Here is a 22,498-nt window from a genome sequence, read left to right on the forward strand (position 1 = left end):
AGGCTTTCGCCCTACGAGGGGCCCCACCCCTAACCCCTCCCCACAAGGGGGAGGGAGACTTCCGTTGACGCCGATCCTGGCAAATTGAGCATGTTTTCGATCCAAGGCGTAAGTAAAGGTGCGCGCGGCAGCATTCCCTCCCCCTTGTGGGGAGGGGTTAGGGGTGGGGCCCCTCGTAGGGCGAAAGCCTCGGCCTCCCTATGCGATAGCCCTGCCGTTCACGGGGAGAAATGCCCGGCAGGGCAATGAGGGGCGGCGCAGGCGTTTGCTGCTTGGCATCTGAACCGACGTGGCAATCTCATCCTGCTCCCAAACCTGCCACGCTGGCGCTGCTCCTCATCGCCTGCCGGCACCTTCTTCCCGTGAACGGGGAGAAGGGAGAGCCAAGCCACTCTAAAATAGCGCCTTTTCCAGCGGGCCTTCCAGCGTCTCCGCGAATGCCGTGGCCAGATGGTGCCGGTCGCGGAACGCCAGCTTGCCGCCGATGAAGACGTGGCATTGGGTGGGGCCGCAGAAGCGGTCGGTCAGGTCGACATAGAGCGTGTCAGGCACGCTTTTCACCACGGCGCGCTCGGCGGCGGCGGCCTTGTCATTGGCGGCCTCGGTTCTTGGCGTGTCGCAGCGCGAGGGGGCCTTGCGCCACCAGAGCGCGCGGGCCACGCAGGAATCGGCGAAGCTGTCGCCGATCGGTGTGTCGCGGATGACGGCCGTCTCGACGCCCGCTTTGCTGAAGGCCTGCAGTGTGGAGCGCAGGCCTGCCTGCCAGCGCGCGGTCTCGGCCTTGCGGCCGGCGGCTGGCAGGTCGCGGGTCAGGTTGCCGATCGAGAATTCCGAGATCACCACAAGGCGCGGTTTGCGGCGGATTATGTCTGCTATCGCCTGTTCGCGCCAGGCGTCGCATTCGGTGTAGTCGCGCTTCAGCACCGCGTTGAAGGTCGACAGCCGCGAGGCGCGGCACGAGGATTTGAGATAGGTGACCACTTTGGTGTCGTTGCGCCGGGCCGCCGCGACCAGCGGCGTCGACCAGTGGTCGGCATGCGAATCCCCGAACAGCACGATGGTGTGGGCGGCATCCGCCGGGCCGAACACGCAAGGCTTCGGCTTCACCGTGTGGAAGTCGAGCAGGCAGTTGGCGTCGCGTGCGCGTGCGATGGAGGGCTGTTCGGCGGCCTGTTCGATGCCGCGCTGGGCAGGGTCGATATTGCGTGTGGCCAGGTGCGCGTTGGCATAGGCCACCGCCACGCCTGCACCGGTCAGCGCCAATGCGGGAGCCAAAGCAATTCCAGGAAAAGTATGAAATGGTTTTCTCACGGGAATCGCGGCAAAACGAAAGGCCCGGGCGCCCGCTATCGGCCAGCCGCCGCGCCGCGCCGGGTTCTCGATCAGATGATAGGTGAGGAACGACAGCGCCAGCGCCAGAGCGCCGCAGCCGAGGCGCTGCGCGACGGTGAGATCCGGCACCAGCATCCCGGCATAGACGATGACCGGCCAGTGCCAGAGATAGAGCGAATAGGAGAGCGCGCCGATCCATTGCAAAGGCGGCAGCGAAAGCAGGGAAGCGGGCGCCAGCGCCTGCCAGCGGGCAGGGCTGACTGTCTCGCTGTCGTCCTCCTCGCCGGCGCCGCTCAGCAGCACCAGGACCGTGCCGGCGACCGGCAACAGCGCGTACCAGCCGGGGAAGGGCAGGTCTTCGCTCAAGGCAAGATAGGCCGCCGCTATCAGCGCCAGGCCGAGCCAGCCTTGCACCGCGCGCAGCCATCGAGCAATTCCAGGGAACGCGTGAAACGGTTTTCCGTCCGCGATTGCGTCAGGACAAAGAGCCGGAGCGGTTCGGCGTTTCCGCGAAACGATGAACTGCTCCAGCCGGTTCCGCCACAGGGTGGCCGGCGCCAGCGTCGCCAGGCCGCCAGCGGCGAACTCCCAGGCGCGCAGCGGCGAGAAATAGAAGGCCCAGGCCGGCGCGGCGCTGGTCAGCCACAGGCAGGCGGCGAAGGAGGCGAGGCCGGCCGCGCCGATCACCGCTATCGCCATGTGCTTGCCCGGACGCAGCCAGGCTGCGAGCAGAAGCAGCGCGGGCCAGACGAGATAGAACTGCTCCTCCACCGACAGCGACCAGAAGTGGATGAACGGATTGCTCAAGGCATCGGCGGCGAAATAGTCGAACGACCAGCGCAGCAGCCACAGATTGATGGCATAGGCCGACGCATACATGGCGCCGCGCGAATAGAGCGCCTGCTCCCGCGGCGACAGGATGAAATAGCCGGCGGCGAGCGTGACCAGGATGACGAACAGGGCGGCCGGCAAAAGGCGCCTGGCGCGGCGGGCATAGAAGCGCCAGAGGTCGAGCCTGCCGGTCTCGGTGATCTCCCGCATCAGGTGCGTTGATATCAGCCAGCCCGAAATGACGAAGAAGATGTCGACGCCGGCAAAGCCACCGGGCAGTGCGGTGAGCCCGAAATGATAGGCGACCACGCCGCCGACCGCCAGCGCGCGCAACCCCTGTATATCTGGCCGAAACGATGCCGACACGATAGGTCCTTTCGTGCAAGCCCAGCCCGCCCCGCGTGCCGGCCAGACGGCCGACATCGCAATGCAACAGACTTTTCGCAGTGTAACATGGCCGGAAAAAGGAAAGCGGGAGGAAATTGATGGTGATCGCTGACATCCAGCGGCCGGTCATGTGCAGGCAGGGATCGCAGTCGCGGGCCGGCCGGGGCGATCACTTTCCTAACCGCCGTCGGCGGGTCTCGTCTCGATCTCCTGGAGATAAAACGCCTTGCTCGGCTGCAGATGGTCGACGCAGAGCTGCGCCAGCACCCAATTGTCCCGGCGCTTCAGCGCCTCGATCATCATCGCGTGATGCTGGCGCGAGATTTCGAGCTTTTCCCTGTCGGCCAGCGAATTGGCCCGCACCGGCAGGCTGAGGCGCATGTAGTGTTCGATCGAGGACACCAGATAGGCGTTGCCGCAGGCCGAGAACATTGTGAGGTGGAAACGGTCATTGGCCTCGTGGATGCCTCTGAGATAATCACTGTCGACATGGCTGCTGTAGACGCGGTGGATCCGCATCAGTTCTTCGACCAGCGCATCGCCGGCGGGCAGGGGGATCATCAGCGCCGCCTGGCGCTGCAGCATTTCGCGCACCTCGTAGATCTGGCGCACCTCCTCGGGCGAGAGCCGGCGCACCATGGCGCCCTTGTTGCGCTCGCGCGTGACGATGCCGAGCCGCTCCAACTGGTAGAGCGCCTGGCGGATCGTATGCCGTGAGACCGGGAAGCGGGCCAGAAGCACGTCCTCGACCAGGCGCGTGCCGGGCGCCAGCCGGCCGAAGATGATGTCTTCCTCCAGCGCGTGCACGGTGTCGGCTTCCTTGCCGCCATAGTCGAAGCTGTTGAGCATCCCGAATTCCTGTTGGTCAAGTCCGGCTCTTGTTGTCCCCGGGCCACGCCTGTGGTCTTGGGGGCGTATACTAGCCCTCACGCACGAGGCTTGCCACAAGGTGGTCGAGGCGCGGATCGTCGAGGCTGACGATCCCGGACATCCGCATCGCCTGCTTCAGGCTGATCCTGCCGAGTTCCTGGCGCATGATGACCTGCACGCAGACCGGTCCGGCTCCGGTCAACACGAAGGCTTTGCCGACCAGGACCGGCTCCGAGAAAGGGGCCCATTGCACGGCCACGATCGACGGCTCCGCGGTCTGGCGGCGGTTGATGCCGGCGAAATAGATCCAGTTCAGGCGCGAGATCACGACGCCATAATGCCAGCCCGGCGCCCGCGCGACGCCGTGATGATGGCCTTCGGTCCACCGCGTCACGCGCCTGAAGGTCACCAGCTTGGCCTCGCGCCGCACGAAAGTGACCGAGCGCATCAGAAGGCCGGCACGGTCCGGAACCGCGAAATAGGTGAAATAGGTGCCGCCGGCGATGACCGGAGAGGGGCCGCGCACCATGTTCTCGTAGAGCGCCTGGTGTATCGGCGGCAGATCCGGGTATCCGGGGGACGGGGCTTGAGGCGCCCCGTACAGCTCGTCCTCATCGATCCCGAAATAGGCGCAGATCAGCCTGGCCGTGGCCTGGTTGGGCACGCTCTTGCCTTACAGATAGCGCTCGAACTGCGAGCGGTTCATGCCCAGCCCGCGGCATACGGCGCTCACCGACGCATGGCCGCTGACCAGCCGTCTGAGATTCGCGGCAACATTCTCCCGGATTGGCACGACTCCGCCCCTCGACAGACGTCCGAACCATTATTCAAGCGCGCGCTTATATCTCGCCAATCTCGCACAACATCGCGTCGGCGCGAATGGGACCTTCGGCCAATAAATAGGCGGGGTGGACGGGCCTCATGAAAAAGGCCCGCACCGACGCGAATCGTGGCGGGCCTTCTGGAGTAGGCCGGGCTTCCCACCGCTCGGCCTTTTTGCAAAGCCTATCGGCGGGACGATCGTTCCATCACGACCGGACGCCCGCCCCCTCAGGGGGAAGCGGGCTTTCCCGAACTCGTCAATACTGGATTGGCATGAGTGCCAAGATCAGCCGCAAGGATGCGAAATGGGGCAGGCGACGGCGGCAATCGCCGACAGCCTGTCGCGCTTCACCAGCACTGGCTTCTGATAGGTCTTTTTCATGTGAATCCCCCATGTCCCGATACGCCTGAGGTAAAGCGCCCGAGACCGGATTTTGTCAAGCGTGGCCGGAATAAAGAAACCCCGCCGGCCGAAGCCTGGCGGGGTGTTGATTGGAGGAGTGAATCGAATGGGAGACGATCCGCTTGCACAACGCGGTCGCCGCGCAAAGGTTCCGGCGCCTTTCGGGCGGCGCAATGGACGCGACCGTCCTTGCCCAGTTGCGACGGGTCCAAGCTAAAGGTGGGCCGCCGTCGCCGCCGCCATTGCTTTCGGCACGTTGAGCAGAGCCAGGGCCGCGGCGACCTGAGCCTTCCAGCCTTTGGGCATTTCCACCGGATTTCCGTAGCGGTCGGCGCCGGTCAGAAGCCCGCGTGCCGCGTGGAACCCCAAGGCACGGTACGCTTCGAACTGCTCCTCGGTGAAGAACTGGTCGACGGTCGTTTCGTGGGGAAAGGTGGGATGGCGCCTGAAATAGTCGAGGATGTAGTCGTTCTCATCGCCGCTCAATGACGACTTGATGTAGATCAGGACGCCTGTTTCGTCGTCGTCATATTTGATGACGCCGATCGCGGCATGCGGGCCATGCCGGCCAGGCGGTCCGTCGGGCCCATAGGGCGCGGTTGGCGTTATGCGCAGTGCGTTGGCCTCAATCGCCTGCCACCCCAGATCGATTCTCACGCCGAGGTCGATGCGGGCCATGACCTCCAGATTGACCAGCGATGGGAATGTCAGGGCCTGGTCGGCCTCGGCATCCACCGCGAGGATCACCTTGCAGCGGCGGCGCAGCAATTCGTAGATGCCGAGGTTCTCTATGTGGCCGCCATCGGTCAGGTAGACGTTGAGCCGGTTCTCGTTCAGGAGCCCGGCCGTCTCCGCCGCGAAATACCAGGTGCCGACATTCGCGATCCAGCGGTTGAAGCGGTTCTTGAAGGATACGATCCGGGAAGGGTTGGCCAGCCAGTAGCCGAGCCGGATGTTCAGCAGGGACAGGCTGAACGTGAGGATTTTTGTTGTCTGCCGTCCCATATTCGCCGATGCCGCCGCCCCCGATGTCGCCATTGCCGTGGCGAGGCTGAGGTCGGGCACCACCTTCTCCATGTCCGTCGAAGCGACATAGCCGGTCGAGTGGCTGCCGACATGCAGCGGGCTGAAGATGAAATTGTCGGCGTTGCGGCCGCGCTTGTTGAGGTCCTTCGAGCCCTCGAGGTTTATGGCGGCATTGGACAGGAGATAGGGGGAGAAGGCCGCCCCTTCCTTCCAGTTTCCGGTCTCATCGACCGGCTTCAGGGACGAAAATTTCCAGGTGTCGACAGCGTCCGACGGCTGCTTGCCTATGGTGCTCCTCTGCATGAGGAAGGCGCGGCTGAGGCGGTCGCGATAAAGCCTGTGGAGCGAGTTCGAATTCGGTCCGATCAACAGGCAGATGGCCGAGAGGAGCAGGGCGACGCCCAGGTAAGTCGCGCCGATGGGCCCAAGCCGGGAAAGCGGGCCGATATACCAGTCCGCCTCGCATTGCGTGACTGTCTTCAGCCAGCCCGGTGTTTCCACGCCGCACCACTCGTCTCCTTTGCGGATCGCCCAATAGCTCAGATAGATGTACGTCACCCACAGCATGAACGGCACGATCACCGCGGCGAGGTAGAGGACGAGCCGGCTGCCGTTCTTCTTGATTGTCGCGCTCCAGCTCACATCGCCAAGTGCCGCCTCGGCGAGCTTGGCGAGTTTTTGCGAAACCGAAATCAGCACCGCCACCGTCGGCACGAGCACGCTGGCAAGCGAGGGCAGAATGCTCGCGAAGGCCGACAGAAAATCCTGGAACGGCTCTGCCAGGACGAATGTCTGGTCGGTGGAACTGATGACCTTGTCGTTGGCGTTTGCAAGCATGCCCGAAAGCACCAGGGGCTGGATGTCGATGATCGCCGAGACGAGCACCACGGCAATCAGCGCGCCAAGGGCACGGCCGAGAATCTCGCGGCTCCGCAGCGAGCCGGTGCGGAAGGTGAGGGACGTGTAGAGCGCGCTGCCGAACATCAGAAACGCCGCCAGCGCGGCAAGCACCACGGTATGCGCGAAGTACTTCATGGTTGCGCCGAGCATTGGCAGTTTCGAGGCCGAAATGCCGAAAATGCCGGGCCTCACCAGATCCGCTACGGTCGGGTTGATCGCGATGGTGAGCACGGCAAGCAGCAGCAGGGCCGGCAGCACGATCAAGGCATTGACCAGCAGGCCCCGCATGACCAGCGCGATACTGACCAGATAGTCCGCGGCACCGCTGGGCGCGAGGAAATTGGAGAAGTCACGCAAATGCTGTGTTTCGGGCGTCTCCGCTTCGTCGAGCCGGCTTTCGAAGGGGAATGTGCGGCTGTCCTGCATCATTCCGGCCACGACCGAAGTGCCGATATAGCCGCCGCCCGAGACGGTGGAGAGATAGTCGATGGCATCGAGCGGGCGTGGACTGCCCGCCGGCGCCAGGGATTCCAGCGCCTGCAGGACGCCGAGGCAGTAGGAGGCCGAGCGCACGCCGCCGCCCGAGAGCGCCATGCCCGTAAGATTGCTGGCTTTCTTCGTCCTGATCGCACCGCGTTCCGTGTCGGACCTTGCCTCGTCGATCGCCGCATCGCCGCGATCGACGAGGAAGTGGCTGGTGGCTTGGCCGGTGCCGTTTGCCCTGTGTTCGGCCACGGCGCCGCCGCGGATGCGCATGCGGCGAAAATTGACGGCGCTCAGTTCGCGGCGGAAGACCTTGATAAAATCCAGGGGCACGCCGATCTCCATTGTTTAGGAACCGCACGCTGTCCGTATTGTAGGGAAAGATCCTTGCGCCACTAAAGCGCGTGCTGCGCGCGTTGTCCACAGCGGGCCGGCGCGCGATATCATTACTGGCACACCGGCTCTTTTTGTTGCGCCTGGTCTCGTCAATTCTGGCAGCGCCGGGGCGATGACCATGCGGCACTCCAGTCAGGCTCGGATTGGAGTGCCGCTGCCCCCCGCATACGCCGTTTTTGAGCGGCCCTGAAGAACTCAGCGCCGAAGCGGTCCGCATCCTTGTCGATGAGGCTGCGCGGCTTGTGGCGGGATATCTGCGCTCATTCGGTTTCGAGGACAGCCTCGCTGCCCTCGAATAGCCGACTTGAGGGCGCCAGCAAAAGCTTCCGATGTTCTCAAGAGCTTCGGCGATTTCTTGTGTTCAGTCCCCGCACTGGGAGATCGGACAGGCAATTGCGGTAACCGACGACAGTTTCTGACGCTTCAGAAGCGTCGGCTTCACATAGTATTTCTTCATTTTATTCCCCTTGCCCAAGTTCACCAGCGGACCTGACCCGAAGAACAGGCTTATGTCAAAGCGTTTCAATCTCTGGCGTTCGCAGTCTTTGCTGTTTTAGCTTCCGCAGATGCCAAAATCACCACAACCGGCGCAGCGGCTGCGTGAGGCTGCCCCTCAATTCCTGTCCGACGGCTTGGAGCGCATCCTCGACACCGTCTCACGCTCCGCCCGCTTGGAGCGCAGGGGCGGCAGGCCGCGGTCGATCAGGTCCATATCCTCCAGCACCATGTCGCCCATGCGCTTGAAGGCGATGTCGAGCGCGCCGGCGCGGTGGGCGGAGCGCAGGAAGCCCGCAATCGTGCGCACCGGATGGTCGCCCGCCAGCGGCTCTTCCGGGAAGACGTCGCTGGCGGCAACGATGTGGCCGCTCTTCACCGCCGCCATCAGGGCGGGGAAGTCAACGACGCCGGCGCGGCTGAGCAGGATGAAGGCGGCGCCCTTGCGCATGCTGGCAAAGGCATCGGCGCCGAGAAAGCCCTGGTTCTCGGAGGTCACCGAGGCGACGACGAAGACGAAGTCACTTGATGAGAGCACGTCCATCAGCGATGCCGGCTCGACACCGTTGTCGATCAGGATCGATGGCGGCAGCCAGGGATCAAAGACCTTTGTGCGGGTGCGGAAACCCGACAGCAGCCGGTTCAGGGCGCGGCCGAGATCGCCGAAGCCGATAATGCCGACATCGGCGCCCGAGAGCAGCCGCGCGGTCCGGTTGCCGTCGCCGCCCCACAATTCCTTGCCCTGGCGAAAGGCGAGATCGGCGTCGACGATGTCGCGGGCGAGGTTGAGCGCCATGGCCAGGCCAAGCTCGGCCACCGGCTCGGCGAAGACCAGGCCTGTCGTGACGACATGGATGCCGCGCGCGAAGAGCGTCTCGTAGGGCATGTTGTTGATGAGATTGGTCTCGACATTGAAGACACAGCGCAGCGCCTGCATCTCCCCCAGCGTCTCCAGCGAGATCGGCGGCTGGCCGATGATGTAACGGGCCTGCGCCAGCACGTCGGCCGGCAGTCTGGCGACGCCGTCGGCCGTGGTCTCGATGACGCGGTAGTGCGCCTTGAGCCGCGCCAGCTGCGGCGGCGTGAAGATCAGCTCGAGCGTGCGTGGTTCGGGCGCGCTGATCACCAGCGGCAAGGCGTTGTTTGGCATGGCAGGTTCCTCCCGGCGCTATTCAGGCACGCCTTCACGGAAGAGAGAATACCGCCGATGAGCCGATTTACCGCCAAAAATCGATTTGAGGCCGGGCGCATAATCTGGCAACCGCGCATGAAAAAACCCGCTGGCCGAAGCCAGCGGGCGATGGAGGTTCTTGACCTTGTGGCCTGTTTCAAACAGGGCAGGTCGATGGTGTGCAAGCGGCGGTAACGGCCGAAAGCCTCTCGCGCTTCAGCAACACCGGCTTCTGATAGGCCTTCTTCACGTGCAGTCCCCAGTCTTCCCTCTAGACGCAAGCCTGCTCGCGCCACCGGGGATTGTCAACGCAAGACGCTGAAACGGCTCGACCGAAAAGCCGGCAGTGTGGCCGATTCGCAATAGTGCGATGGCGGCGCGCGCCTGGCCCGGGGCGCGGCCGGAAGTCGGAGCCACATCGCCGTTGATATTGCGCCGCGACGGGTGATCTCCCGGCTGTCACCACCATGTTGTGACAGCGTGTCCTGGCACAATTGACACCGCACGGTGAAGCGGTTCTTTTGGCGATGTATCCAACGCGGAGGGCACTATCCGATGAAGAAATACGAGAAGCCAAGCTGGCGGAAGCGTGAGCGGTTGTCGGCCGTCACGGCCGCACCCAGTCTTTCGAATTCGCCGGCCTGAGCGGATCAGGCATAACGCTTTCGCCTGGCGAAGCGAAACTCCAAGGCGCGGTCGGTTGATCGCGCCTTTTGCTTTCGCAAGCAGGTAATTGCGTGGTGACGGAATTGGCCCTCAAAGGGCTGGCGCTTCCCTTCTCGCGGGGAAGGGAGAAAGGGAAGACGCCTTTGCTTTCGATTGCGGGAAAAGGTGGGAGACCCCTCACGCCATGCCGGGCTCCCGCCGCAGTCCCAAATGACGCATCTTGCGGCCGATGATCATCAGTTGGCGCGCCGTGTTGTTGCGCAGGCGGCGAATCCGCCATTCCAGTCCGGTGCCCGCGGTGATCGCCCTGGCATAGTGGCTGACACGCATACCGTCCTCATCGGCGGCTATTTTGACTGGATCGTCATAGAAGGCGCAGATCTTGTCAGCCGCCATGCCTGGCGTTTCGAGCCAGCGCGGAATGTGAACAGAGTGGAGCTGATCGACATCGGTCATCACCCGCACGATGCCAACGCCCGGCGTTGGATCCGTCGTGCAGAAGGCGTCGCCGACAAACACAACCCCGTCACGCCGATGCCCTTCCGTCCTCGTCAGATCGATCGGCCTGATCTCGACAGGCCCGCTGATCTTGAAATTTCCGCACTGAGCCGCGATCTCCGGCATCATTTCGCAAAGCATTTTCTGCGGATCCTTGCGGAACGCCTTGGTCCACGGCTCGCCCGCCTCCCGGTACCCAAACATGTTCCCACGCATGACGCCATTGATGGGAAACACGCTGAGATAAGCGATGCGGTCCTCCGGTCGCCTGGCGAAACAGGTGACTGCCTGATAGGCGCATTCGTCCGGCGGGGTGGCAAGGTCGAATCCGATCGAAAGCGAATGGCCCTTTGACTCCTCGATGCGGCGGACGCCGATGGCGCGCCGCACGGCCTCGCTATGGCCGGTGGCCACCACCACGAGCCGCGCCTCGATGACGGCGCCGGTGTTGAGGACAAGCCGCTGCTTGTCCGGTCCGGTCATGATCTCGGCGACCTTGCCCACGGTGACCGGTACCTGGGGCGGCAAGGCGGCGCGCAGGCCGTTGATCAGCGCGCCATAGGAAAAACCATATTCCACGCGCCGTTCGCGTGCGAACAGCTGGCCAAGGCGAAAGACATGGATGTCGTCCATCGACGTCATCAGAGGCAGCACGATCGAGTCGAGGCCCAGCTTCTCGAACAGGTGCGTCTGGTCCGTGCCAAGCTTCTCGGCCCGGAACTCGTCGGGATGGGTCCGATGCGGATCGACCAGCGCGACCTTGCGGCCGGCGTTTCCCAACACCGTTGCCAAGGTCGTGCCGGCCAACCCGGCACCGACAATCGCCACGTCGACTTCGGTCGGGACAGTCTCGGCGGTCATGTCGCCGCCCTTTATGCTGGTCATCTTCCCCTCTCCACAATCCGTAGTGGAAAATATCTTCCGGACCCTTATCAACCTCAAGCAACCGGCGCGGGGGCCGGCGGGAACCAATGTTCAGGTTGATGACGGTCGCCTCTTCTGTTTCCAGCGCGGCGCGATCGCCGAGCCATCGATGAATTCCAGCCCGCCCGCCGCGTTGAGCGTGTGCAGCTTGCGCCCATTCCATAGCGCACCAGGGGTTAAGATCGTCTCGACCACCTGCTCCATGCCGTTCACATCAAGGTGAGCAATGCGTGCGATGCCGAGGGCCGCGCCATAGCTCCTGCGGCAGTCCTGCACGGGGCGCAGCAACTGGCCGTTGCGTTCCACCATGCGGCCGGCCGGGCGCGCCGAGGCGATGTCGACCAGAACGGGATTCTTGGGGTGCGGCGTCCAGGGGCCGCGAAAGTCCGGCGCCGACCACAGGTGCAGCGCGTCGGAGAAGGCGCCGCCACCATCGCGTACGGTGGCGAACAGCCACCAGCGCCCGCCATGCTCGACCAGGGTGGCGTCGCTGGCGACGATGTCGGACAAGAGCGTTGCTTCCTTGACCCAGCCGCCGGGGAAGGCTGTCGCCCGGTAGAGATCGACCGTGCGGTTGGCGCAGCTTTCCGGTACCATCCAGACTTCGCCGTCGCGCTCGAAGACGAAGGGGTAGGAGAGATGGTAGGGCAGGTCGAGCACCGGCTCGGGACGTCCGATCGGGCCTGTCGGACCGAACGCCACGGCGGAGATGATGGCCCGACCGAGCCGGTGGATATAATCCTCGACGAACAGGGTTACCTGTCCCTGGTATAGGATCGGGAACGGATCGGCGTAGAAGCGGCTGCCGTCGTCGGGCAGCACCCGCCAGCCCGATGCAGGATGCGTGCGCAGGTCGAACAGGTCGCGGCCATCGGTCTGGCGCCAGCCCACCTTCCAGTGCGGGGCGTTGTAGCAGAGGTGGTAGATCTTCTGGACGATCCGCCGCGCCAGCGCCTTGCCCGCCCTGACGCCGAGCTTGGCGGTGGAGGGAAGCTGCGGAAGAGCATCCGCCTGCGCCGGCTCGGGCAGGACGGGCAGGGCGGCCCGCGCCGCGCCCGTCATTGCCGCCAGGATCAGGCTTGCCGTGCGCGCCAGCATGTCCTGGAAGGAGGCAAGCGCAATGCCGCCATATTCGGTGCCAAGGCGTCCTTCGGCCACCACTATGCCGTTCTCCTCGATGCGGGCGACCGGCGTGCGGCCGTCGAGGATCGACGCCAGCAAGGCCGCTTCGCCGGCGGCGCCGTCATAGGTCACGCGCCAGACGCGCGTTCCGTCCACATGCGCGTCGCCGCAGAGGTCGAGCACGAGATCCGCTGGAGCGGGCGCCTGTGTGCGGTGGGGCGCCAGCGCCGACAGCGGCAAGCGCTTGGCCGGCCCGTCCGCGGGCAGGCCATGGATGGCCGTTTCAAGTTGGAACAGCGCCGCGGCGCTGCCTGGAATGCCGCCCCCGGCCGGCCTGGCGTCGACGCGAACCTCGACATCCGCCAGCGCGGCGAGGCGCTGCAGCAGCATAAGGTGAAAGGCACGCACGCACTCGCTGTCCAGGCGCAGGCTCACCCGCATGTCGCACCCCTAGCATTCCAGTGTCCGGTATCCGGCTGGTGTTCGAATTCCGGACATGGGAGGGGGCCGGACGGATGGGCCGGAGTGAAGTGCTGACCCATTTCAATCCGTCTCCTGCTCGCCCGCGCCCGTATCAGCCCGCCCGTGCCTGTATTACGCAAGCTCCGTGCCAAAAATCAGAAGAGCTCCCAACATAATTAACAGTGTTTTAATGGTTGGAGGAATAGCTAGGTGAAGCCGCAATTTAAACTTGCGGGCTATGGAGTGTTGTCGGAGCGACCTTTGCAATCATCCCTGCTCTCGTTGCCGCAACAACACGCTCCGGAGGTGATGCAACCTGCTCCGGAGCCCGTGCCGGCGCCGTCCCATGCGTCCTCGACCGTCGAGCTGGGTGATCTGAAGCGCATATTGGTGCGCCGCCGTTTCCTGATCTTCGCCACCGCCGCGCTGCTGACCCTTGTGGCGCTGTTCTACGGGCTGTTCACGCCGGCGCTCTACAGCTCGGTGGCGGAAATCATCATCGACCCGCAAGACCTGCAGGTGGTCACCAACGACGTCAATCCGAGCCGCGTTCCGCCCGATGGCGGTATTACCATTGTGGAAAGCCAGGTCGCCGTCGTCCAGTCGACCGGCGTGCTGCTGAGGGCCATTCAGGCCACCAACCTGACCGAGGATCCGGAGTTCAACGGGCAGGGCGGGTTGTTGAGCCACTTGCTGGGCTCGGGGTCGGCCGAAACCGACAAGACGGCGAACACGCTCGATGCGCTGCGCCGGCGACTGGCGGTGAAGCGGGCGGACAAGGTGCTGGTTATCGATGTGATCATCACCGCCAAGAGCCCCGACAAGGCCGCGAAGCTCGCCAATGCGATCGCGCAGGCCTATCTGGCGGACCAGGCCAGCGCCCGCGCCCAGGCCGCCACGGAGGCCTCCAAATCAATCACCGCGCGGCTCGACGAGCAGCGCAGGCGTGTCCAGCAGGCCGAGAACGCCGTCGAGGCCTATAAATCCGCCAACAACATGGTGATGGCGGCGGGCAATCTGGTCAGCGACCAGGAGCTGACCGAGATCAACACGCAGCTCTCGGCCGCGCAGAGCCGCACCGCCGCGCTGAAGGCGCAGGTCGACCAGCTGCGCCGGTCCGGCGGCGCGCCGGACGCGACCTCGGAAGCCATGCGCTCCTCGGTGATTTCGAGTCTGCGGGCGCAGGAGGCGACGCTTGTCGACCAGGTCTCGCAGCTTGGCACGGAACTCGGGCCACGCCACCCCTCGATGATCGCGGCCCAGCAGCAGCTGCGCGACACGCGCGCGCTCATCGCGCGTGAACTCGCCCGCATCGCCGCCGCCGCCGAAACCGACTATGAGCGGGCACTGGCCAATCAGCAGGCGCTGGAAGCCAAGGTCGCCGGCATGAAGAGCAAGTCGCTCGACACCGACCAGGCCTCGGTCAGGCTGCGCGAGCTGCAGCGCGACCTCGAGGCGGTGCGCTCCGTCTACGCCACCTACCTTCAGCGGGCGCAGGAGACGCGCGAGCAGATCAATGTCGACAGCACCAATGCGCGCATCATCTCCGACGCCATGCCTGCCCTGAAGAAGAGCTGGCCGCCGCTGCCGCTGCTGCTCATCGGCGCGCTCTTCGGCGGGCTGGGGTTGGGCACCGGCATGGCGCTGATCGCGGAATATTCCTCGCCGACGGTCCTTTCCGGGGCGCAGATGCAGGCGGCGATCGAGGCGCCGGTGCTGGGCGTGCTGCCGGCGAAAACGGCGCGCCGCCGCTGGTGGCCTTTCGGCAGCGCCGTGCCGGCCGGACAGAAGATGGACGCCGTCGCCGGGCTGGCGCTGAGGCGCCTGTTCTCCGCCAGCCGGCGGCCGCCGGATTGGCCTCTGGTGCCGTCGATCCTGGTGACATCGCCGCCGCAGGACGCCGCGCAACGGGGCCGGGTGGCGCGCCTGCTCGCCAATGCCGCGGCCGCCAGGGGCAGTCGTGTCCTGTTCATCGACACCAGTGCCGGCAGCGGCAAGAAGGAGCCGCAACCCGGCCTGCTCGACGTGCTGCGCGGCGAATATGCCTTCGAGGCGCTGAGCCAGCATACGCCCGGCAGCAATGTCGCGGTTCTGGGCGGCGGCCGGCCGAAAGCGGGTGTCTCGGAGGCACAGAGTGTCTATTTCACGCAGCATATGCTGGCCCAGGCCGGCCGCAGCTTCGAACTCGTCGTCGTCGACGGCGGCGCGCTGGCCGACAATCTCAACGCCTCGCCGCTGGTCGCCATGGTCGACGAGATCGTGCTCGTCGCCACGCTGAACGCGACGCCGATGCGCGACGTGACGGCCGCCTTGCAGGCCGTTTCGGTCATGGGGCGGTTGCCGACCGGCGCCATGCTGGTCGACGAGGCGGCCTGACATGTCCGCCATCCGGCCTGCCGCCAGGGCCGCCACCCCGGCGGCCGGCTGGGCCGTTCCGGTCCAGGCCGCCGCCGGCGCCGGCAATTCCCTCGACTGGGTGACCGGCTACGGCCTGGTCGCGGCGGTGGCGTTGCTGTTCGGCATTTCGGGCGGCATGCTGTGGCTGGTGGGTTACAATTATGACGGCCTGACCGGCAATCCGGCCACCAAGATCCATCCCTCCACCTATCTGCTCGTGCTGATGTTTGCCTGGCGCGCCTGCACGTTCGGCAACCCGATCGGTTACGTGGTGACCGTCGCCGACAGGCGGCCGGCGAGCGCGCTGCTGGCGGTCATCTCGATGGTGCTGCTTGTCGTCGTCATCGTGCGCCAACGCCCCGGCATGGCCGGCATGATCGACACGTTCGTGGCACCGGCGCTACTGGTGCTGATTCTGGCCGAGAACGACGAAAAGACATTCGCCCGCCTGCAAACGGCGGTGCATGCGATCATGACGGCGAATGCGCTGCTGGCGCTGTTCGAGTTCGCGACCAAGACGCTGGTCTTCCCCTATCGCCTCGACGGCGAGGTGTTCGCCAACGATCTGCGCTCGACGGCCCTGCAGGGACATCCGCTGTCCAATGCCACGATCACCTCGATCTATGTGCTCACTCTGCTCTCCGGTTCGAAATCGCTGTCGATGCCGCTTCGGCTCGGGCTGATCGGCCTGCAATGTGCGGCGCTCGTTGCCTTCGGCGGCCGCTCCGCCATGGTGCTGACGATCGCGCTCGGCGGTTGCTACGTCCTCATCCAGGGCCTGCGCACCTTGCGCAAGGGGCGCGTCAACCTGCTTGGCGCAGCGCTCGGCTTCATCCTCGCGGCGCTGATCCCGGTCGTGATCGCGCTCGCGGCGTCGTACGGTTTCTTCGACGCGCTGCTCGAGCGCTTCGTTTCGGACTCGGGCAGTGCCAATGCCCGCGTCGAGATGTTCGACCTCTTCCAGCATCTGGAACTGCGCGACCTGATCGTGGGGCCCGATATCGACCTGGTCGAGACCCTGCGCCGCATCAGCGGCCTCGAACAGGGCATCGAGAATCCGATCATCCGCATGGTTCTCTACCAGGGTGCCTTCTTCACCCTGTTGATGGTGTTCGGTTTCGCGCTGTTCATGCACGAGGTGGCGCGCCGCTGCCATCCGGGAATATGGCTGCCGATGCTGGGCTGGCTGATCCTGCTCAATACCTCCGAAAGCCTAGCGTCGAAGACGACGCTCATGACCAAGTTCGTGGTGCTGGCGCTGGTGCTGTACCGGCCGGCGCGGGCGGTGGTGGGGCGTCGGGTACAAACGGGGCACCGACCCCAAATGCAACCCCGCGTTTCGTCATCCTAGGGCGTAGCAAGGAGCGAAGCGACGCGGCGCAGACCCTAGGATCCATGCCGTGACGTTGGCCGAAGGATGCAGCGGCACAGAATGCTCACCTGAACCAATGGGAGTTAAGGTCACGCATGACCGGCTATGTCTATATGACAGCAAGCCAAAAGCGTGGCACGATCTATATCGGTGTCACGAATGATCTCGGCCGCCGCATGCCTGAGCATAAGTCTGGCCAAGGCGCACGCTTCACCAGTCGCTACGGCGTGCAACGCCTTGTTTGGTACGAGGAATTTTTTGACATAACTGACGCTATACAGCGGGAGAAGTCGCTGAAGCGCTGGGCGCGCCAATGGAAGATCGACTTGATCGAAAAGACCAATCCGGAATGGTTCGAGCTTTTTCGCGGCACGGGATGGTGAGCATTCTGCACCGGTACCTTGCTCGCAGTTCACGGCATGGATCCTAGGGTCTGCGCCGCGTCGCTTCGCTCCTTGCTACGCGCTAGGATGACGAAGCGCAGGGGTCTGCCGTCTACTCCGCCATCCTCAACCCAGGGCCTCGACCACCGCCGCGTCGCTTCGCTCCTTGCTTCGCCCTAGGATGACGAAGCGCTGGGGCTGCCGTCTACTCCGCCATCCTCAACCCAAGCGCCTCGATCATCGCCGGGTCCAGTGCTCGCGTGGCATCGTCCATCATGCCCATGCCGTCGAAGAGGTCCCAAAACGCCCAGGGGAAGCCGAACGACTCCGCGCTTTGCCTGACATCGGAAATGTAACGGGCGCGGTCGGGGTTAGGCGCGGCGGTGTAGCGGGCGTCGGTGCGCAGCGCGCCGAATTCGCCCATGATGACGCGCGCCGGCGCGATGCCGTGGCTATCGGCCCAGTCGCGCGCCTGGCGGAGATATCTGTCGATGAACCAGCGGTCGGGCCGGGCGTCGAAATAGACCTTCAGCACACGTTCGGTTTGCGCATAGGCGGCTTTCTTGGCCTCGTCCGTGGTCTCGGTATCCTTGGCCATGCGCGCCCTGACGGAAGCCAGCGTCCGCTCGAGCGAGCCGGCGGATGCCGGCCACGGCACATTGTTGAGCGCGCGGTAGACGGGTTCGCGCATCCAGGGCGCGCCCTGGTGGCTGAACAGATAGGGTTCGTAGAAGTGGAAAGTGAACAAGATCGGCTCGAAGGCGGCCAGCGGCGCCGGATCGAGTGCCGCCAGCCCACCCACCATCGAGCCGCAGCCTCCGGTGACCACCAGCGGCAAGCTACGGGATGACGCCCTGGCCGCCGTCAGAAGGGCTGCCTGGACCTGCGACCAGACGTTGGAATCGCAGGATTGCGGCGGCTCGTTGACCGGTTCCAGCGCCACCATGCCCGGCTGAAACCGTTCCAGCCTGCCGGCCAGTTCGCCAACCAATCCGCGATAGGCTTCGAATTCGGGCGCGGCGGTGCTGGAGACCATGCGATCGGGGTTCCAGTAATGGGTGGCGCCATTGGCCTGGACGTTGACGATGATGCCGAGACCGGCGTCGAGCGCGGCGGCGACCGCCGCGTCGATCATGTCCAGCAGCTTGCCGCGCGCGGCGGGCTCGGCCGCCAGGAACGGGCCGGGATCGACGGGCAGGCGGATGAAGTCGAGCCCCGTCCGGCGCAGCCGGTGAAGGTCGTCCGGTGTCGGCACCGGGCGCTGCGACTGGAAGGGCGGCCAGTCATAGTCGGTGCGCGGCGCCGGGAATTCGCGCGTCAGCGCGAACCACGGCCAGGCATTGACGCCGCGGCGGAAACGCCATTCTGCGCTGGCGGCAAGGGCGGGCGCCATAGGAGAAAGCGGCGCCAGCGCGGCGGGAACCAGCGCCGTCGACAGCGCGGTGCGCAGAAGCCGCCGCCGCGACCAGCCCGTCATACGGCGCCGGGTGAGGGGCGCTCGATCGCGGCCGGCCGCGCGGCGGTCACGCCGAGAAGCCGGTAGGCTTCATTCTCATAGGCAAGCAGGACGTCGTCCCAGCGGAAGGCTTCGCGCGCACGCTTCCTGGCGGCTTCACCACCGGCCTTGACCAGCGCGTCATCTTCCATCGCCTGGCGCATCCGCTCGGCGCAGCTTTGCGTGTCCGTGAAGTGGATGGCGGCGGCCCCCGCGGTCCATCTGTTGTACGGATTGTCATGGGCGATCACCATGTTGCCGGCGGCCAGCGCCTCGACCAGCGACGGGTTGGTGCCGCCGACCGTGTGGCCATGCAGATAGGCGCGGGCGTGGAACCTGAGAGCCCTCACCGTTGCCTGGTCATAGATGGCGCCCGGCAGGACCACCGAGGCGTTCGCCGCTTTGCGGACGGCGACATGGTAGGGAATGTCATCGGAAAGCGTGCCCAGCACCACCAGCTTCATGTCGCGCTTCTGGCTGCAGAAGGCTTCGACGATGGGCAGGATGTTGTTATCGGGCTCGATGCGCGCGATCGAGATCAGGTATTTTCCAGGCTCGAGGCCGAGCGCGCGCACCGGCGCCTCCGGTGCCGCTGTCACCAGGTCGGCGCCATAGGCGATGGTGGCGATGGCGCTGCGCGGCCGGCGCGTTGCCAGATGATCCGCGATGACGGGATGGTCGGCGATCAGGCGGTGCGAGGCCCAGGCGCCGAGCCACTCGTTGAGCCAGAACCATGTGCGCGCCGCGGCACCCCATTTGGGCCGGCGCCACTCGATGCCGTCCATGTTGGTGATGATCTTGCGCCGCATCAGCCTGAGCCAGGTCAGGAAGACCGCGCCATTATAGCCAAGCACGAGGCAGACGCCGGGCCGCCGGGCGGCGTCGAGCACGCATTGCCAGTCGAACTCCAGCGTCGCGCGCGGGCCTTTCGAGGCGACCTGGATGTGGATGAGGTCGATGCCGTTCCAGCTTGCGACGCGCACCCTCTGGTCGACACGCGCAACCTCGTCCTGACAATAGACGCCGACCTTCCAGCCGCGCCCGACAAGAAAAAGCGCCAGCTTCTCGGCGAAGGTTTCGAAGCCGCCATGGGCCGCGGGGATGCCGCGCGTTCCCAGGATCAGGATGGAAGGCTTTTCCGATTTCATGGCCATTGGCGCTTTCAAGTCCGCTCGATCCGCGGTGCGAGGCTGTCTGATCTCAAAAGCTGGCATGCAACATGTCTGCCAGCTCCGACGCGGCAATTATTGCACCCGGGTTGTAAAATATTTCTTCCGAACGCCGGAGTCGTTTCACTATCGGTCAACTTTCCGCACGTATGTGTATCGAAACGAGGCATTGCCGGCCCTGGCGACCACCAGACGGAGAAATCAGGCCCGGCATGATCCTTGCTCAGGGATTTCTGTGCGTCAGAATCGGCGGAGGACGTGCGGAATGGTGTGGCTGATCCGGATTCGACATCCGCTTCACGACCATACCGGCAACCAGTGAAAGTCCAAAGGGTGTTGGGCTTGAGATTTCCAGTCGCCTGTACCGTCAGGCGGCGGGGATCATCAAACTTCCCCTGGCAGAAAGATGCTTGGGAATATGCGGATTGCATGCGTCCATCAGGGCTATGAGCTCTATGGCTCCGACCGCAGCTTCGCGGAGAGCGTCGCCGCGTTGCGCGCCGCGTTTCCGTCCGCCGACATCGAGGTGGTCCTGCCGCGTAGCGGGCCGATCGTGCAGATCCTGGAACCTCACGCCAGCCGCATCGTCTTCGAGCCGCTTTGGGTGCTGAGGCGCCAGGCCATGGCGCGCCTTGCCACCATCGAGATGGCGCGGCTGCCGGTCGCGGTATGGCGGGCATGGCGGCGCCTGCGCGATTGCGACCTCGTCTACGTCAACACTTCGATCGTCGCCGACTATGCGCTGGCCTCGCGCCTGCTGCCCACCAAGGCATTGCTGCACATCCACGAAATTCCCGAAGGCGTGCTGCGCCGGATCCTCGTCGGGTTGATGCATTGGAGCCATGCCGATCTCATCTTCAATTCGAAGGCGACGCGCGCCGCGTTCGGCGATCCCGGATCGGCGCGCTCCCATGTCGTCTATAATGGCGTTGCCGGTCCGGCGGCGGCCGAAGCGATAACCTATGACGGCAAGCGCCCGCTGCGCGTGCTGCTGCTTGGCCGCGTCAACAGGATCAAGGGTCAGGAGGTGCTGCTGGAAGCGATCGCCTCGCTGCCGGCGGAGCTGAAGCCGAGGATCGAGGCGCGGCTGGTCGGCGGCGCCTTCGAAAGCGTCGAGCGCGAGCGTGCGCTCGCCGAACTGGTCGGCGGCATGGGGCTCGCCGAGCGGGTCAGCGTGTTGCCGTTCATACCGGACCCGTCCGAGCATTATCGCTGGGCCGACATCGTCGCCGTGCCGTCGCGGCGCCCGGAATCGCTCGGCCGCGTCGCCATCGAGGCGATGGCCCATGGCCGCCCGCCGCTGGTGTCGGCGATCGGCGGGCTGGTCGAAGTGGTCGCCGACGGCGAGACCGGCTGGCACGTTCCGCCGGGCGACGCAGCCGCCCTTGCCGCGAAATTGCAGGAGATCGTCCTGCGGCCCGAAACCTGGCGCGGCTTTGTCGCCGCCGGGCGCAAGCGCTACGAGGCGATCTTCAGCGAGCCGGTCGCCGCGGCCGCGATCACCGCCATCGCCGCCGACAAACTGAAAGCGGCCATGGCAAGGCCGGCCAGGGCGGCAACCGCCCGCCAGGCGGAGACACGGCCATGAAATTTCCTGGCCATCTTGTGCGGCGGCTCGTGCTGATGATCGGCGGCGAGGCGATGCAGAGCGGCTTTCATTTCGCGCTTAACATCACGCTGCTGCACATGCTGTCGGCGCAAGGCTACGGCCTTTTCGCCATCGCGATGGTGATGGGCGGGGTCGGCCTGTCCTATATCAGGTCGCTGACCGCCGTTCCGGCCTCGATATGGATGGGCAAGAGCACCAACAGCGCCGGCGTCGATGCCCATGACGTGGCCTTCGGAACGGCGGCGCTGGTCGTGGCATTGCTGATGGCGATAGGCACGGCTGTCCTGATGCATCTCCTGGGCGACCCGAGCGGCATTGCCGCCGGTTGCTTCGTCGGCGCCTGGTCGCTGCGCAGCCACATGCGCACGGCATTCTTCGCGCGCCGCCTGCAGGTGATCGTCTCCATCAGCGATGCCGCCTTCACAATCTCCGGCACCGTGCTGGCCGGGCTGACGATCTGGTTTGCAAAGGACGCGCTGCAGGCCACGTTCTACGCGCTTACCGCGGCAAATCTGGTTGGTATCCTCGTCCTGGTCCGGCTGGCGCGCCGCACGCTTCGCATCAGCTTTCGCATGCCGACGCGGCGGCGCTATGCCAGGCTCTGGCGCCAGCTGTGCTGGTCGGCCTTCAGCGCGACCACCACCAACATCCAGGGGCAATGCCTGGCGCTGCTGGTCGCGGGCATCGCCGGGCCTGCCGCCTACGCACCGCTGGCGGCGGTGCTGGTGTTCTTTGCGCCGCTGCGCATCATCAGCCTTGCCTTCGTGAACATGACGCAGCCGGAACTCGCGAAGCTCATGCAGCACAATGAAACAGGCCGCGTCTGGACGCAGGCGAAGATCTGGTCGCTCGTCATGGGGCTGGGCGGCCTGGTCTATGGATGCGCTGTCATGTTCGTCCTGCCGATGGTGAAATCCCAGGCTCTCCAGGATGCCTCGGTCGGGTTCATCGGGCTTTTCGTGATCGCGAATTTCGTCCCGATCATGCTTTACATCATGCCCCGCATCGTCCTTGAGATCCTTGGCGATTTCCGGATCGTCGCCTTCATCACGATGGGCGGCGCGATCGTCGGGTTGGCGCTGATCGCGATCCTGCTGGCGATCGCCTCCCCACCCTGGGCGCTGCTGGGTTCGGCGGTCTCCGAGACCTTCGTGCTCGCGGCATCATGGTATTTCACGCATCACCGCATGTGGAACATCGAGCATCCGGACCAGCAGCACGACAGTCTGCCGGGTTCGTGGCGGCGGCGGGCGGTCACGTTCGCCGCGGCAAAACGATAGGAGAG

At 65.1% G+C, this 22,498-nt stretch carries 13 protein-coding genes and 1 pseudogene; 5 read left to right on the forward strand and 9 right to left on the reverse strand.

The features are described from left to right. Positions 1-393 precede the first annotated feature (393 nt). The 7 genes and pseudogenes from FJ958_RS07865 to FJ958_RS07895 all read right to left on the reverse strand — a co-directional run bounded on the left by FJ958_RS07865 (position 394) and on the right by FJ958_RS07895 (position 12,767). Positions 394-2,529, reverse strand: coding sequence for an acyltransferase family protein (locus FJ958_RS07865; RefSeq protein ID WP_140741306.1), 2,136 nt, complete (start codon positions 2,527-2,529; stop codon positions 394-396). 198 nt (positions 2,530-2,727) lie between these two features. Then, positions 2,728-3,399: a GntR family transcriptional regulator gene (locus tag FJ958_RS07870; protein WP_140741308.1), complete on the reverse strand. Its 672-nt coding sequence runs from the start codon at positions 3,397-3,399 to the stop codon at positions 2,728-2,730. Between the two features lie 70 nt (positions 3,400-3,469). After that, positions 3,470-4,213: pseudogene (locus FJ958_RS07875) on the reverse strand (helix-turn-helix transcriptional regulator). Positions 4,214-4,858: 645 nt separating this feature from the next. Further along, complete coding sequence (locus tag FJ958_RS07880) at positions 4,859-7,387, reverse strand: patatin-like phospholipase family protein (RefSeq protein ID WP_181176325.1); 2,529 nt, start codon at positions 7,385-7,387, stop codon at positions 4,859-4,861. 676 nt (positions 7,388-8,063) lie between these two features. Then, the gene (locus FJ958_RS07885; protein ID WP_140741312.1) at positions 8,064-9,095 is read right to left on the reverse strand and encodes a hydroxyacid dehydrogenase; all 1,032 of its coding nucleotides are present in this window, start codon (positions 9,093-9,095) and stop codon (positions 8,064-8,066) included. Between the two features lie 864 nt (positions 9,096-9,959). Further along, complete coding sequence (locus FJ958_RS07890) at positions 9,960-11,165, reverse strand: NAD(P)/FAD-dependent oxidoreductase (RefSeq protein WP_140741314.1); 1,206 nt, start codon at positions 11,163-11,165, stop codon at positions 9,960-9,962. A gap of 90 nt (positions 11,166-11,255) precedes the next feature. Further along, a complete protein-coding gene (locus tag FJ958_RS07895; RefSeq protein ID WP_140741315.1) occupies positions 11,256-12,767 on the reverse strand; it encodes a formyl transferase in 1,512 nt (503 codons plus the stop codon). Between the two features lie 330 nt (positions 12,768-13,097). Between FJ958_RS07895 and FJ958_RS07900 the strand changes: the two genes are divergently transcribed. The 3 genes from FJ958_RS07900 to FJ958_RS07910 all read left to right on the forward strand — a co-directional run bounded on the left by FJ958_RS07900 (position 13,098) and on the right by FJ958_RS07910 (position 16,940). Beyond that, a complete protein-coding gene (locus FJ958_RS07900) occupies positions 13,098-15,164 on the forward strand; it encodes a Wzz/FepE/Etk N-terminal domain-containing protein (protein WP_246679539.1) in 2,067 nt (688 codons plus the stop codon). 1 nt (position 15,165) lies between these two features. Beyond that, positions 15,166-16,536, forward strand: a complete 1,371-nt coding sequence (locus tag FJ958_RS07905) for a VpsF family polysaccharide biosynthesis protein (RefSeq protein ID WP_140741320.1) — start codon at positions 15,166-15,168, stop codon at positions 16,534-16,536. 116 nt (positions 16,537-16,652) lie between these two features. Then, complete coding sequence (locus FJ958_RS07910; RefSeq protein ID WP_140741322.1) at positions 16,653-16,940, forward strand: GIY-YIG nuclease family protein; 288 nt, start codon at positions 16,653-16,655, stop codon at positions 16,938-16,940. Positions 16,941-17,145: 205 nt separating this feature from the next. Here FJ958_RS07910 and FJ958_RS07915 read toward each other — a convergent pair whose 3' ends face one another. Next, the gene (locus FJ958_RS07915; RefSeq protein WP_140741323.1) at positions 17,146-18,417 is read right to left on the reverse strand and encodes a cellulase family glycosylhydrolase; all 1,272 of its coding nucleotides are present in this window, start codon (positions 18,415-18,417) and stop codon (positions 17,146-17,148) included. Then, positions 18,414-19,583, reverse strand: a complete 1,170-nt coding sequence (locus FJ958_RS07920; protein ID WP_140741762.1) for a DUF1972 domain-containing protein — start codon at positions 19,581-19,583, stop codon at positions 18,414-18,416. Before FJ958_RS07920 ends, FJ958_RS07915 begins: the two co-directional genes overlap by 4 nt. A 439-nt stretch (positions 19,584-20,022) precedes the next feature. Between FJ958_RS07920 and FJ958_RS07925 the strand changes: the two genes are divergently transcribed. Together FJ958_RS07925 and FJ958_RS07930 are read left to right on the forward strand one after the other, a co-directional pair. Then, positions 20,023-21,192 (forward strand): glycosyltransferase family 4 protein, encoded by a 1,170-nt coding sequence (locus tag FJ958_RS07925; RefSeq protein WP_140741325.1) that lies wholly within the window; start codon positions 20,023-20,025, stop codon positions 21,190-21,192. Beyond that, positions 21,189-22,493 (forward strand): hypothetical protein, encoded by a 1,305-nt coding sequence (locus tag FJ958_RS07930; RefSeq protein ID WP_140741327.1) that lies wholly within the window; start codon positions 21,189-21,191, stop codon positions 22,491-22,493. Before FJ958_RS07925 ends, FJ958_RS07930 begins: the two co-directional genes overlap by 4 nt. The last annotated feature ends 5 nt before the right edge of the window (positions 22,494-22,498 follow it).

Origin of the sequence: Mesorhizobium sp. B2-3-5 (genome assembly GCF_006442395.1) — a bacterium.
Classification (GTDB): Bacteria; Pseudomonadota; Alphaproteobacteria; order Rhizobiales; family Rhizobiaceae; genus Mesorhizobium.